This window comes from Lapidilactobacillus bayanensis (genome assembly GCF_003946695.1).
Taxonomy (GTDB): domain Bacteria; phylum Bacillota; class Bacilli; order Lactobacillales; family Lactobacillaceae; genus Lapidilactobacillus; species Lapidilactobacillus bayanensis.
Genome location: NZ_RHOX01000002.1, coordinates 42,731 through 56,702 on the forward strand (window position 1 = coordinate 42,731; position 13,972 = coordinate 56,702).

Here is a 13,972-nt window from a genome sequence, read left to right on the forward strand (position 1 = left end):
TTGTCGTCTCCTTTTATTAATATATTTATATTATAGAATAATTACATTGATAAGTAAATGATTTTTTTATTTTTTTCAATAATATTCTCACCAACCGAATTATTGAATGGAAATTGCTTCAATAATTTGAGATTAAGAAGTGCAATACGGTGGTATTGGTACAGTGTCTATGCGACGCTTGGCCCTCTTATTTTCTCTCATAAATATATCTATTTTATTATTATGCACTTATAATATATCTAATAATGAACAATCCTACCCCACAATGAATACTAGAAAGAAACTAGATACACCAATATGCTCAACTTAACCTTTAATTTCCAAAACTAAATAAGCGGAAATTAACTTCTATGATGCCAGAACTGATTAGTTGATTAGCACAGTATAAAATAACAAAGGACACGATCTAAATGTTTACAAATATCTCCAAATGATATTAAGAGAGTTACCTAAATTTAACGTTTGAGTCCTCATTAGACATATTTACTACGATTTGAAATAGTCAAAATAGTAATCTACAGATAAATAAAATAAACTGCTGGGCTCCAAGCGGGTGTATTATTATCCAAACTGAAGTTCGACAGTTTTTGTATATTCGTAATTTATCAACTTATTACTCTAAATCGACACGACTCGTATCTCGATTCAATCATAAAAAAAGATCACAAGAACCTACTATAGTAAGTTCTTGCAATCTTAATTTAGGAAGTACATCCCAGTTCCTTCGTTCATCAATAATAATCGAATATATTCTTAGAAGATGATTAACTTTCTGTCGGATATGCCTTAGCAAGACGCTTACGGTATAAGCTCTCTTCTTGTTCATTAGCCCAAACAAAGTGACCTGGTCTAACCTCAACGAACTTAGGCTTATCAGTCTCGTAATGGTGAACACTCATGTCATAAACCGTTAACTTCTTCTGCTTAGCAATCGCAGGATCAGGAACCGGCACAGCTGAAAGTAAGGCCCGTGTATACGGATGAATTGGATTAGTAAATAATTCTTCTGTCTCAGCCAACTCAACGATCTGTCCTAAGTGAATAACGGCAATTCGATCAGAAATAAAACGAACAACAGATAAATCATGGGCGATAAATAAATAAGTCAAGTTATCTTCACGTTGGAATTTCTTCAACAAGTTCAAAACTTGCGCCCGAATTGAAACGTCCAAGGCAGAAATCGGCTCGTCAGCAACGATCAATTCTGGCTCCATAATTAAAGCCCGTGCAATCCCAATCCGCTGCCGCTGACCACCTGAGAATTCATGAGGATAGCGGTACAAATGTTCTGGCAATAACCCGACTGATTCAATCATATTCGTCACTTTATCAAGACGATCCTTCTCATCTTTATACAAGTGGAAGTTGTACAAACCTTCAGAAATAATATAATCAATCGTTGCCCGTTCGTTCAGAGATGCTTGAGGATCCTGGAAAATCATCTGAATTTTACGGGTTAGGTTATGTCTTTCTTCATTGCTCAATTTAGGCTTATTGATTTTTTTACCGTTGAAAATAATGTCACCATTACTTGTTGGTGTAATGCCTAAAATTGAACGGCCAATCGTTGTTTTACCTGATCCAGATTCGCCAACTAGGGCAAATGTTTCGCCACGATAAATATCGAAATTAGCATTTTTTACAGCAACGAACTTATTCTTACCAGAACCGAAAGAAATTTCCAAATCCTTGGCTGATAATAACACATCTTTGTCTTTACTCATCGTCATCCGAACCACCTCCCATTTCTAGTTTTACAGCAGCATCTGAAGCCTGCATATCCATAAAACGTTGGTGTAGATTCTGAATCAAACTAGGCTTTTCAACTTTTGGTGCTCGTGGATCAAGTAACCAAGTCTTGGCATAATGTGTTTCAGTAACCTTGAACATTGGTGGTTCTTCTTCAAAATCAATCTTCATTGCATAAGGATTACGTGGTGCAAATGCATCACCTTTAATGTCTTTATAAAGTGAAGGTGGCGTACCAGGAATCGAGAACAACTCGCCCCCACGTGCTGCTAACTGTGGTAATGAAGACAGCAAACTCCAAGTGTATGGATGCCGTGGATTGTAAAAAATCTCGTCAGCCTTACCATATTCGATAATCTGTCCGGAATACATAACGGCGATACGATCGGCGATTGATGCGACAACACCCAAGTCATGGGTAATAAAAATTGTCGTAAACTTATATTCCTTCTGTAATTCCTTAATCAAATCTAGAATTTGTGCCTGAATCGTCACGTCTAAGGCAGTTGTTGGTTCATCACAGATCAAGACCTTAGGCCGGCAAGCCAACGCAATGGCAATAACCATCCGTTGCCGCATACCACCAGAATATTCAAAAGGATATTCACTGTAACGATCAGCTGCATTCGGAATCCCCGTCCGTGCCATCAAATCGATGGCCATCTTCTTGGCTTCCTTGGCAGTTTTACCTTGATGTTTAACAATGACTTCAGAAATTTGCGACCCAATCGTCTTAATTGGGTCAAGACTTGTCATAGGATCCTGGAAAATTGTGGCAATTTCTTTACCACGAATGCCGATCCATTCCTTGTCTTTCTTCAGGTCACTCAGGCGTTTGCCGTCATAATCAATCGTACCATGTGTAATGCTACCGTTTGACTCCAACATCCCTGTAAACGTCTTAGTTAGAACTGACTTGCCTGAACCAGACTCACCAACAATAGCTAATATCTCTTGATCATGTAGCTCCAGAGAAACATTACGAATGGCCGTTAACTTACGACCACGAACTTGGAAGCCAACTGATAAATCTTTAACACTTAAAATACTTTTTGCTTCGTCAGACATAAATGTTCTCCTTTCTACATATGAGTTCTTGGATCTGAAGCATCAGCCAAATTCTGACCAACGATATACAATGACACCGTAATCATCGCTAAGACTAATACTGGCAACCAGAACAAGTAAGGGTAGCTTGTCATATATGGTGCATACTGAGAAATTAAACGACCTAATGACGGAACGTCTGGGCTTAAACCAACCCCTAAGAACGATAAGAATACTTCGTAACTAATAAACGAGGGTAGTAACTGGGAAACTTGCGTCACAATAACCGAAGTTAAATAAGGCAAAATATTACGCGCAATCAAACGACCAGTTGGTGTTCCTAACGTCCGTGAAGCCACGTTATATTCACGATCGCGCATGATCATAACCTGCACACGAATGAAATAAGCCGTTCCTAACCAACTTGTCACTGTCATGGCAAAGATTAAATTCCAGAAACCATTACCAAAAGTATATGACAAGACAATGATGATCAGAAGTAAGGGCACGTTAGAAATAACATTGTAAAGTTCCAACATGAAGCGATCAATTCTCTTAGAACTGCCCCAAATAGCACCTACCACAACACCAATAACTGTTGTAATTAACGTGGCAATCACACCGATTGAGATAGAAGTACGAGCACCAGCCCAGATAGCATCAAATAATGATTTGCCATCTGCATCGGTACCGAACCAATAAGTGGCGTTCGGCCAATTATAACGCGCATTAAAGTCATTGACTTTGGAAACATCCATTAAGTTATAACCACTAAACAATGGTTGGATAAAGGACATCAATAAGATAATGACCACTAAAATCAACATTGCGACTGTCATCTTTTTAGAGAAAAATTGTTTAGCGACAGAACCCCAATAAGAGTACTTAGGCGTGTCGATCTTCTCGGTAATCCGATTGTCGACTTCAACAAGCGTGAAATCATCATCATGGTTTAACTTATTCGTTGTATCTGCCACTGTTAATCATCTCCCGTCTCAAGTTTGATTCGTGGATCAACAATTGTCATCAAAATATCACCTAATAGCACAGAGAATACGGCGATCGTGGTGAAGATGAAGACAAGTGAAATAACTAATGGGTTATTATGAGCCATGATTGAATCTGGTAACATTTTACCCATACCAGGCATTGCAAAGATTGTTTCTGTCATGGTGGCACCAGTAATCAAGCCGATAATTTGACCAGGAATACCTTGAACAATTGGAATCGAAGCATTCTTGAAGATATGTTTACGATAGATTTCGCCATCATCAAGACCCTTGGCCTTAGCAAACTTAACGTAATCTGATGACTGTTGGTCAATCATATAACGTCTGAACCAGATGACCATACTTGAAACAGACAAGAAGCCCAAGATAAAGGTTGGCAGTACCCATGAATTAATATTCTCTGCACCCAGAGTTGGGAAAGAATCTGGGAAGCCAAATAGCGCACTACCTACATAACGGAACGCGTAAATAAAGGCCAAACTTGGTACAGAAATCAAGACAGTAACAATACCTGTCCCGACTTTATCAAAGAGACGTCCTTTAAAGCGCGCCATTAAAATCGCCATTGGGATAGAAATTAAATACGTGAGGATTAAAGCAATAAAACCAGATTTGAAAGAAGTACCGATCATTGAAGGATCAGAGTAAGTCTGATTCGTCTTCGTATAATGATCGCCGTAACGTTCCTTGGCCATATCATCTTGCGTTGCCGACGTTTGATATTGACGTGAGTAAACATTATCAGAACTGTTTAACTTCTGACCATTGGTGAAGGTGTAAGTCTTAGAAACAGCCTGACCTTGACGTTGGCCTAAGACGCTAGACACGGGTAAACCAGCGTAAGTTGGATAAGAGGTTCCTAAATTGATATGAATAATATTTTGATGGATAAATGGGAAGGAGCTGTTGAAATAAAGTTGATATTTATATTTCGTACCAGAACCAACCAAAGCAAAACCGGCAAGTTTGTCATTTTCAAAACGCAAATAACGTTTCATATTCGGGTTTTTAGGATCATGAACTGCCCAAGGGTTGTCGACTTCAATTAGATTGCCGTAGAAGCGGCCTAATCGTTCCAACAACGGTAAATCGCGGGTAGCGTAGTAATCCTTACTTACCTCGTAACGATGAACCTTAAAGCCGTTTTTCTTAGCCCACGCGTCAATTGCCTTTTTGTTCTCGGCAGTGTGTGCTGCGGTAACCTCGTTGTCCTTCGTACTTGCTTTAGCAATCAATGACTTTGTATCTAGATATTCGAGATAGTTCATCTTGCTATAAGCATTATCCATGTAGTCCGTCAACTTATCAGGATCTGATTTTAGCTTGCTGACCATTGCATCATTCTTGAACACATCCCGCCGTGGTACTAACGAGTAAATGATGATGTAGGTCAAAGTTGTCACTAAAAAGATACTGACAATTGATCGAAGAATTCGAAAAAACAAATATTTTCTCATACCAATTGTCTCCTCCTTATCGTATTTACGGAAAAAAGGCTAGTGAATCTGCTAGCCTTTCCCCTCTAACAGTGCTTAATTATTAGAAGATTCTTCTTGTTTAGCAATTTCTGCACGTTTAGCCAACCATGCTTTACGTGCTTTGTTCTGTTGAGCAATTGTTACTGGCTTAGCCTGGATCTTAACACCTTTGAAGGATGTACTTCCTTGTCGTGAATCACCAGATGTAAATAAGCCAGATTGTGCATATGGACCAGAATATGGCACAACGCGTGAAACAGAAGGGGTGCCGCCTAATGAGTTCACAGTGATTTGAATACCACTATTTAATAACCATGCTTCTGCCTTTGCATAAGCAGCATAACGAGCATTATTATCATTGGTAATGGCATCAGCCTTAGCTAGCAATTCACCATATTCAGACATGTTGATCGACTTCTTGGCTGCAGCATCACCTGCTGTCTTTGAAGTGCCAACATCTAAACCAAGGTTCATTAAATTCGAGCCGCTATTAGGGTTGTAAATTTCTAGATATGATGACGGATCATCAAAGTCTGGGCTCCACCCCGAAGCATTACTCAAATCATAATCACTAGCTGCAGCAGTTGTTGCTTGGTAAGTTGCTGCGAGATATTTATCCTCTGATAACAATTGAATATCAATAATCACGTTATCTTTGCCTAAGTTTTTCTCAACAGTACTCTTGAATGACTTAGCTTTATTTAATGTTAAAGCAGCTTTTTGATCTGCTGGTAAATCTAAATGAATTGGGAATGAAACGCCTTGTGCTTGTAATGCTTTTTTAGCTTTAGCCATATATTGCTTGGCCTTAGCAGCATCAAAGGTACCATCTTGAGCATCAGCAAGGTTAACCCCACTAAATGCTGCAGGATCAGATTGAGCTAAATCTTGGGCAACAGCATCACCGTAATCTTTGCCATCAACTTGAACGAAGCTAGGTGGCGTTAATTCATTACGTAGTGATCTAGCCGCACCGGCATCACCAGTAGACTGTGCATTATATGCCGACTTGTTAAAGCCAAAGCGAATTGCTAAACGGAAATCACGATTTAGAATTGCTTTCTTCGTATCTTCTTTAGCTTTAGTTGTCTTCTTTGAAGTCGCAGTATAACTCTGACGGTTCAAATTAAAGACGAAACCATAATTTGATGAATCTTGATCTGACCAAGTGATGTTATTCTTGCTTTGCTTAACAACATTCTTGTAATCAGCAGATGTTGGGTAAACACGCGCTTGAGTGTAATCACCCTTAATGAATGATTTATACAAGCCATCAGGATTACTTCCGTCGTTATAAGTCAACTTAACATCATTAAGATAAACGTGCTTCTTATCCCAATAATTCTCATTCTTCTTGTACTCAATAACGGATTTAGAAGTAAAGTTTGACAAGATAAACGGTCCATTATAAAGAATGCCGTTTGTCGTAGCATTACCAAAGTTCTTACCTTGTGACTTCAAGAATTTGGCATTAACTGGGTACATAACACCATAAGTCATCTTAGAATTCCAATAACTTTCAGGCTTGAGTAAGGTATATTGAACAGTTTTAGAATTTAAAGCCTTGACACCAACTTTAGAAAAGTCTTTCGTCTTACCACTTGCATAGTCGCTCAATCCAACAATACTATTTTGAACAACATATAAAGTTTCTGACTTAGCATCAACGGCATGTTTCAAACCAGTAACAAAATCTTGAGCGGTAACTTTAGCGTAAGGATTACCTTCACTATCAACCCAATTAATGTTGTTCCGTAAATGATAAGTATATGTCTTACCATCTTTACTAACATCCCAAGACTTAGCCATTGCGCCAACTAGGCGACCATACTTGTCGTTTTCTAACAAACCATTAACAAAGTTAACTAAGTGAGTACTATTGGTTGCGCGAGAGGTTACTGTGTAATCAAAATTATCGGGATCTGTTGCGTACACATAATCATACTCGCTTGTCTTATTACTATTATTACTACTTGAGTTCGACTTATTACCACAAGCCACGCCCATTAAAGCAATACCCACTAACATTGTCGTGAGTAAGCCCTTCTTTTGCCACTTCATTAAAAAGCCTCCAACCTATATTCTAAAGTTCCTAAATTTCCGTTCAGAATGATGCACCTAATCGTTTTGGAAATTGGTAAAATAATACAATTATTAGAGTTTGATGTCAATAGCGGGTACCGAATTTTTTCGGTACTTGCCGTATAAAAGCCACGATTAGCACTGATATACCAAAGTATAACATCATAATCTTAAAAATACTATTTGATTTCTTTTCTATGAAGAAACGATGAATTATCATTGCTAATATTCAGCTTCAAGTTTCTTTTATTAGAAATCCATGAGCAACGATAATTCTCATTATTTTAATCAATTAATTGACTTTAGAATATAGTGGATAGTGCTTGGCAATCGTACTGTTTGATTACTTTAGGAATTGTTTTAATAGAATATAGGAAGTGCTATTTAACTTAGCGTATTTCTTTGTAATCTCAGAAAACGTTCGATACAACGCAGTGAGTAGATCTTAAAACTAATTGAAAATATCTTTGCGACTAATTTTACCGTTGGGATTGGAGTGCCAACAGTAATTTCGTCACTGAACGATATCTTCTTGGTGTATGACTGAACTAAACTGTGCTTGACTAGCTTAAATTATGTTTTTTGCTAACATCTCCTTTGTTGGCACCTGTGGAAAATTATGGCCGATCACACAAGGAGCTAAAATAAAAGTGTGAGGGCATCGGCAAGTTTTCCAGCGGTGGGTAGCAATAATTCTAATATCAGCATGATCAGGCAATGATGATCACACCTTGTACCTAATGACCTGCTTGAATGAAAGAGGGATGGGGAACATTTCCCCATCCCTCTTCATCATCCACTCATCATCAAATACTTGTTAAATTATTTTGCTGCTTCTTTTTTGGCAATTTCTGCACGTTTGGCTTGCCAAGCTTTACGTGCTTTATTACTTTGTGCGGTAGTAACAGGTTTAGTCTGAAGCTTAACGCCTTTAAAGGCCATACTTGTTGAACTTGGAGAGAATAATCCTGATTGTGCGTACGGGCCAGTATATGGAACAACCTTAGTAACACTTGGTGTGCCACCTAATGATTTAACTGGAATCTGAATACCGCTGTTTAATAACCAAGCCTCTGCTTCAGCAAATGCTTTGTAACGAGCATTGTTATCAGTTGTGATTGCTTCTGCTTTAGCTAACAACTTAACGTATTCATCCATGTTAAGAGCCTTCTTGGCTGCCGTGTCACTAGCATTACCTTTACCTAAATTCAAGCCGATAGTAGTTAAACTTGCGCCTGAGTTAGGGTTGTAGATTTCCAAATATGATGAAGGATCATCGTAGTCAGCGCTCCAACCAGAAGCGTTACTAATATCAAAATCACTAGCTGCAGCAGTCGTTGCTTGATAAGTTGCTGCTAAATATTTGTCTTCTGATAATAATTGGATATCAATAACCAAGTTATCTTGGCCCAGACTCTTTTCAACAGTGCTCTTGAATGACTTAGATTGATTCAATGTTAAAGCTGCTTTTTGATCAGCTGGTAAATCTAAGTGAATTGGGAATGATACGCCTTGAGCTTGTAATTCCTTCTTCGCCTTTGCGAAATATTCTTTTGCTTTAGCTGGATCGTAAGTGCCATCTTGACCATCAGTTAGATCAACACTACTAAAGGCGGCATTGTCTAATTTATCAAGATCTTTCTTGACTGAATCACCATAAGGCTGGCCATTAATTTGCACAAAGTTTGGTGGTGTCATTGTATTACGTAATGACTTTTCAGCACCAGCACTACCAGTTGACTGAGCATTATAAGCTGCTTTGTCAAAAGCAAATTGAACTGCTAACCGGAAATTACGATTTAAAACTGCTTTTTTCGTATCTTCCTTAGCCTTGGTCGTCTTCTTAGAAGTTGCATTGTAGCTTTGACGGTTCAAGTTAAACGTGAAGTTATAAACCGTTGAATCTGGATCAGACCAAACAATATCCTTCTTGCTCTTTTTCAAAACGTTCTTGTAATCAGCAGATGTTGGGTAAACACGTGCTTGGGTGAAATCACCCTTCATGTACGATTTGTACAAGCCATCTGGATTACTACCATCGTTATAAGTTAACTTAACGTCTTTGATATGAACGTCTTTCTTATCCCAATAGTTAGTGTTCTCTTTATATTCAATCACTGACTTCGAAGTAAAGTTAGCTAAGATATATGGGCCGTTGTATAAAATACTATCGGCAGCAGCTTTACCAAAATCTTTGCCTTGTGACTTCAAGAACTTAGCATTAACTGGATACATTACCCCGTAAGTTAATTTAGAGTTCCAATAACTTTCAGGTCTATTCAATGTATATTGAACTGTGGTGTCGTTAAGTGCCTTAACCCCGACCTTAGAGAAGTCAGTCGTTTTACCGGCAGCGTAATCGCTTAAACCTTTAATACTGTCTTGCACAACGTATAATGTTTCAGACTTAGCAGCGACTGCATGCTTAAGACCAGTTACAAAGTCTTGCGCAGTAACCTTGCCGTAAACATTACCTTCGCTATCAACCCAATTAATTCCTTTTCGTAAATGATAAGTATAAGTCAAACCATCTTTACTAACATCCCATGACTTTGCCATAGCGCCGACTAATTGACCATACTTGTCATTCTCTAATAAACCATTAACAAAGTTTACCAAGTGGCCGCTATTAGTTGCCCGCGACGTTACCGTGTAATCGAAGTTATCCGGATCCGTGCTATAAACGTAATTATATTGACTTGTTGCTGAACTTGAACTGCTAGTAGTTGATTTGGAATTGTTGCCGCAGGCTGTAGCCAGCAAAGCAACCCCAACTAACGCAGCGGTTAATAAACCCTTTTGCTTCCATTTCATAATTTTAAAAACCTCCCGTTGATTTCACCGACACACTACAAAACAATCTACCTTCGTTTCATGAGTTGATAAAATAATATAATTATTAGAGTTTAATGTCAATAAAATAATATTATTTATTTTTCTTATTTTTGTCAAATACTGCGACAACCGTTGTTAGACAAGCATACATGGCCGAGAAAATAATTTAAATAAAAATTTTCTTTTTAATCCTAATCGCCATGTGCATTAGAGAAACCTGATTTTATTATTTATTCTCATATGTGTTTATTACCATGAAAAATTCAGTCGGCAAAGCAGTTTCAACTGCGATTTGTTAAAATTCTGGTATTGTATGTTTAGCTAGATGTTACAAAACATTTTTGAAAGGCGGCAATTTGATGAATGAACATAAAAATTTTGACAAGCAAAAAGCTGAATTAACACCCTTGCAACGCGCTGTAACCCAACAAGCACAAACAGAACGCCCCTTCTCTGGTCAATATGACAATTTTTATCAATCGGGAATTTACGTTGATGTCGTTAGTGGTGAACCATTATTTTCATCTCAAGATAAATATGATGCTGGTTGCGGCTGGCCTTCTTTCACCAAACCGATTGCTAAACTGGCTGAACATCGAGATACCAACTTCGGAATGGAGCGCACTGAAGTCAGAAGTAAAGCGGCCAACTCACATCTAGGCCACGTCTTTACTGATGGTCCCCAGGCTCAAGGTGGCTTGCGATATTGCATTAATTCCGCCGCGCTTAGATTTATTCCCGTGGCAGAACTGGAAGCAACGGGTTATGGCGAATATCTAAAATTGTTTAACTGATAAGTATGTAAAAAAAACGTAGAAGTCGGGACTTTATCCCAGTTCCTACGTTTTTGTCGGTTCAAATGACCAATTTGACTATTGGAAGCTAATATAATGCTGCAATTCATGCTTTTTCGTTTTAATGAGTCTGTTTATGATCTCCGGTTTTATACTTTTGATATCAGCAACATCCCGCCATCGAATATCTGCACCTTCTTTACAATGGCCTAGTTGCTCACTCTTTTCAGCAAGTGAGACGCCATAGACAAAAACGATTTGTTGGTAATTTTGGCTGTTTAAAGCAAAGAAATTTTCAATAATTGCTACCAATTCAGTTCTTGTTATGATTAAACCTGTCTCTTCTAAGAATTCTCTAACCACCGCTTGCTCAGTGGTTTCACCAATCTTGACCGCACCGCCAATTAATGTCATTGAACCATCAGCCTTATTGGACACCAAGATCCTGTCATCAATCTGTAAAATCCCACAAGCACGAGTCTCAAATTGAACGTGATTTAATTCAGTTCTGATATCTGTCACTTGCAACCCCACCAATTCTACTATTTTTTACGCGATCGAAAAATCGTCAGTACCGTTAATATAATCCCAATAATTAACAAAATCACCATTGGTCCATTTAAAATACCAGTTTGTAAATAATCTTTTATCACTAAGTAACCACCAACACTCCAGAGCAACACGGCAATATAAGTCGTCAAAGTAATGTTCGAATTTACTGATCGTTTCAAAATTAACACCTACTAATTTTTACGTTTCCGATTCGTTAAGATATTAAATGAATGGCGCATTGATTGCCAAACATTGCCATCAGAATAAACTAATACATTCGCGCGATATAACGCCAACGCGGCAAAATACAAAAGTACCATTAACCCTGCCGAAATCAACAGTGAAATAACGGCTTCACTTGTTCCAGCCGCTTCTGTTGCCAAACGGACCGGCATCACGACTGGCGCTATCAGAGGAATATAAGCGCTTGTCTTGACTAACACACTATCTGTTCCATTAGCTGCCATTAAGCCAATGAAATAAGCAAGCAACGCAAACAGCGTAATTGGCATAATCACCTGTTGAACTTGCTCAACCGCCGATACCAACGAACCAAGCATCGCTGCCAGGATTGTATACGTTAAAATACCAACGATGAAAAAAGCTACCGTCATTAAAATCTGGGTCGACCAAATACTTGGTAATTGCAACGAGCCCAACAACGCTTTAATTTGTGGATATTGTTTGGCAATAATTTGATTAACCAGTGAACGTCCGCCGATAAACAACACGCCATAAATCAGTAACTGAGTGATAATCAAGGCAAAAATTCCGCAAATCTTACCAAGAAATTGTGTTTTGACATCAACACTGGACAAAATAATTTCCATAATCCGCGTACCTTTTTCAGAAGCAACTTCACTAGCAATCATGCCGGCATAACTCATGATGAACATCATCATAATAACCGCAGTCGCAGTAGCCAACATGACGTTAACTGCGCGTTGATTATCATTGCGAGAAACTTGTTTACCATCCTTAAACGAAACAGATTTCTGCTTTGTTTGGACAGGCTGCAATAACGTCGCTAGCTGTGTCGCGCTCATTTTTAACCGCTGTGCTTGAAATTGTAGATTGAGTTGTGTGAACTGTGCATTGAGCTCGGTTACAGGCAAACTTTGTCCATCTGTTCGCGATACGTAATTCACATGAAGATTATTTTTAACAATTGTAACTTCAGCATAACCGTCAATTTTTTCTTGACTCAAGGCCTTTTGAGCTGCCGTTGTCGTCGTGATTGCTTTTTTTATCGTTAAATCTGAAACTTTAACTTGTTTTAAAGTGGCACGCAATTCAGTTTGTGATGTCACGATGGCCATTTTAGTATTCTCTTGGCTTTTGAAGATGAAATATCCGACAAGCCCACCAACAACAGCAATCACAATCGGCGCTAACACCATCCAAATAAAAGCGCCACTGCGTAAATTTTTTAAATAAACCTGGCGAAAAACCGTTCGAAATTTATGCATTAGGTTCACCCGCTTTCAATTTGAAAATTTCTTCTAAAGTCGGTGGTTGCTGATTGAATTCTGGAATATAACCGTTGGCCGTGGCTAAATCAAAGATCCGACGACCAACTGCCTCATCAGCGAGTGTTATTTCAAAATGTCGCTGTTGTTGTGCCACGGCTATAACACCGGGAACAGCCAACAACTGTTCTTTAGTCAGCGCCGACTCTAAGTACAGTTTAATCCGGCCAAAACTTTGCCGCACTTCTGCAACTGGTCCGTGTAAAACCATTTTGCCAGAACGCAGCATGACCAATTGATCACTGACTTGTTCAACATTATCCATATTATGGTCTGAATAAATAATAGCTGCCCCTTGCTTCTTCAAATCCATAATACCATCGCGTAATAAACTAACGTTAACCGGATCAAGTCCACTGAACGGTTCGTCTAAAATAACCAGCTTAGGATGATGAATTAACGTAGCAATTAGCTGAACTTTTTGCGCATTGCCCTTTGATAGATCTTTAATTTTATCTGTTGCTTTAGCCTTAACTTCAAAGCGACTTAACCACTTAGGAATTTCTTGACGAATTTCTGCGCGTTTCATTCCCCGTAATTCCGCAAAATAAATGATCTGATTTTCCACGGTCATTTTTGGAAAAAGTCCCCGTTCTTCCGGTAAATAACCAAGTTGATCATATTTACTCTGTGTAAAAGGCGCATCATTCCAGCTAATTGTTCCCTGATCTGGTTCAATAAAGTTAAGAATCATCCGAAATGTTGTCGTTTTGCCAGCACCATTTTGCCCAATCAAACCCAGAATTTCACCATGATGCAATTCGAAATCTACATCATCAACGGCCTTCATTGTGCCAAATGACTTTGACAAGTGTTGCAAAGATAGCATAGTGACCCCCCCTATTCCTCTAGCCTATTTATTATCATCATGATATCTTATTAAATCGCTTACTGCA

11 protein-coding genes are annotated in these 13,972 nt (G+C 38.5%); 1 reads left to right on the forward strand and 10 read right to left on the reverse strand.

The window, feature by feature from the left end; all coding sequences use genetic code 11:
* Nucleotides 1-764: 764 nt before the first annotated feature.
* The 6 genes from EKM65_RS01080 to EKM65_RS01105 all read right to left on the reverse strand — a co-directional run bounded on the left by EKM65_RS01080 (nt 765) and on the right by EKM65_RS01105 (nt 10,180).
* Nucleotides 765-1,724 carry an ATP-binding cassette domain-containing protein gene (locus tag EKM65_RS01080; protein ID WP_125604840.1) on the reverse strand — a complete coding sequence of 320 codons (960 nt, stop codon included), beginning with the start codon at nt 1,722-1,724 and terminating at the stop codon, nt 765-767.
* Complete coding sequence (locus tag EKM65_RS01085) at nt 1,717-2,817, reverse strand: ABC transporter ATP-binding protein (protein ID WP_125604637.1); 1,101 nt, start codon at nt 2,815-2,817, stop codon at nt 1,717-1,719. Before EKM65_RS01085 ends, EKM65_RS01080 begins: the two co-directional genes overlap by 8 nt.
* Before the next feature lie 14 nt (nt 2,818-2,831).
* Nucleotides 2,832-3,773: an oligopeptide ABC transporter permease OppC gene (gene oppC / locus EKM65_RS01090; protein ID WP_125604639.1), complete on the reverse strand. Its 942-nt coding sequence runs from the start codon at nt 3,771-3,773 to the stop codon at nt 2,832-2,834.
* Between the two features lie 2 nt (nt 3,774-3,775).
* Nucleotides 3,776-5,263 carry an ABC transporter permease gene (locus EKM65_RS01095; protein ID WP_125604641.1) on the reverse strand — a complete coding sequence of 496 codons (1,488 nt, stop codon included), beginning with the start codon at nt 5,261-5,263 and terminating at the stop codon, nt 3,776-3,778.
* 75 nt (nt 5,264-5,338) lie between these two features.
* The gene (locus EKM65_RS01100) at nt 5,339-7,345 is read right to left on the reverse strand and encodes a peptide ABC transporter substrate-binding protein (protein WP_125604643.1); all 2,007 of its coding nucleotides are present in this window, start codon (nt 7,343-7,345) and stop codon (nt 5,339-5,341) included.
* Nucleotides 7,346-8,188: 843 nt separating this feature from the next.
* Nucleotides 8,189-10,180, reverse strand: a complete 1,992-nt coding sequence (locus tag EKM65_RS01105) for a peptide ABC transporter substrate-binding protein (RefSeq protein WP_125604645.1) — start codon at nt 10,178-10,180, stop codon at nt 8,189-8,191.
* 380 nt (nt 10,181-10,560) lie between these two features.
* Between EKM65_RS01105 and msrB the strand changes: the two genes are divergently transcribed.
* On the forward strand, nt 10,561-10,995 hold the full coding sequence (gene msrB, locus EKM65_RS01110; RefSeq protein ID WP_125604647.1) for a peptide-methionine (R)-S-oxide reductase MsrB: 435 nt from the start codon (nt 10,561-10,563) through the stop codon (nt 10,993-10,995).
* 78 nt (nt 10,996-11,073) lie between these two features.
* Here the strand turns inward: msrB and EKM65_RS01115 are convergent, their stop codons facing one another.
* Genes EKM65_RS01115 through EKM65_RS01130 form a run of 4 tightly spaced genes read right to left on the reverse strand, consistent with a single transcriptional unit; the run spans nt 11,074 to nt 13,905 of the window.
* Nucleotides 11,074-11,517, reverse strand: coding sequence for an NUDIX hydrolase (locus tag EKM65_RS01115; RefSeq protein WP_225420364.1), 444 nt, complete (start codon nt 11,515-11,517; stop codon nt 11,074-11,076).
* Between the two features lie 20 nt (nt 11,518-11,537).
* Nucleotides 11,538-11,726 carry a hypothetical protein gene (locus EKM65_RS01120; protein WP_125604651.1) on the reverse strand — a complete coding sequence of 63 codons (189 nt, stop codon included), beginning with the start codon at nt 11,724-11,726 and terminating at the stop codon, nt 11,538-11,540.
* A 12-nt stretch (nt 11,727-11,738) separates the two neighbouring features.
* A complete protein-coding gene (locus EKM65_RS01125) occupies nt 11,739-13,016 on the reverse strand; it encodes an ABC transporter permease (protein ID WP_125604653.1) in 1,278 nt (425 codons plus the stop codon).
* The gene (locus EKM65_RS01130) at nt 13,009-13,905 is read right to left on the reverse strand and encodes an ABC transporter ATP-binding protein (protein WP_125604655.1); all 897 of its coding nucleotides are present in this window, start codon (nt 13,903-13,905) and stop codon (nt 13,009-13,011) included. Before EKM65_RS01130 ends, EKM65_RS01125 begins: the two co-directional genes overlap by 8 nt.
* Between the last annotated feature and the right edge of the window lie 67 nt (nt 13,906-13,972).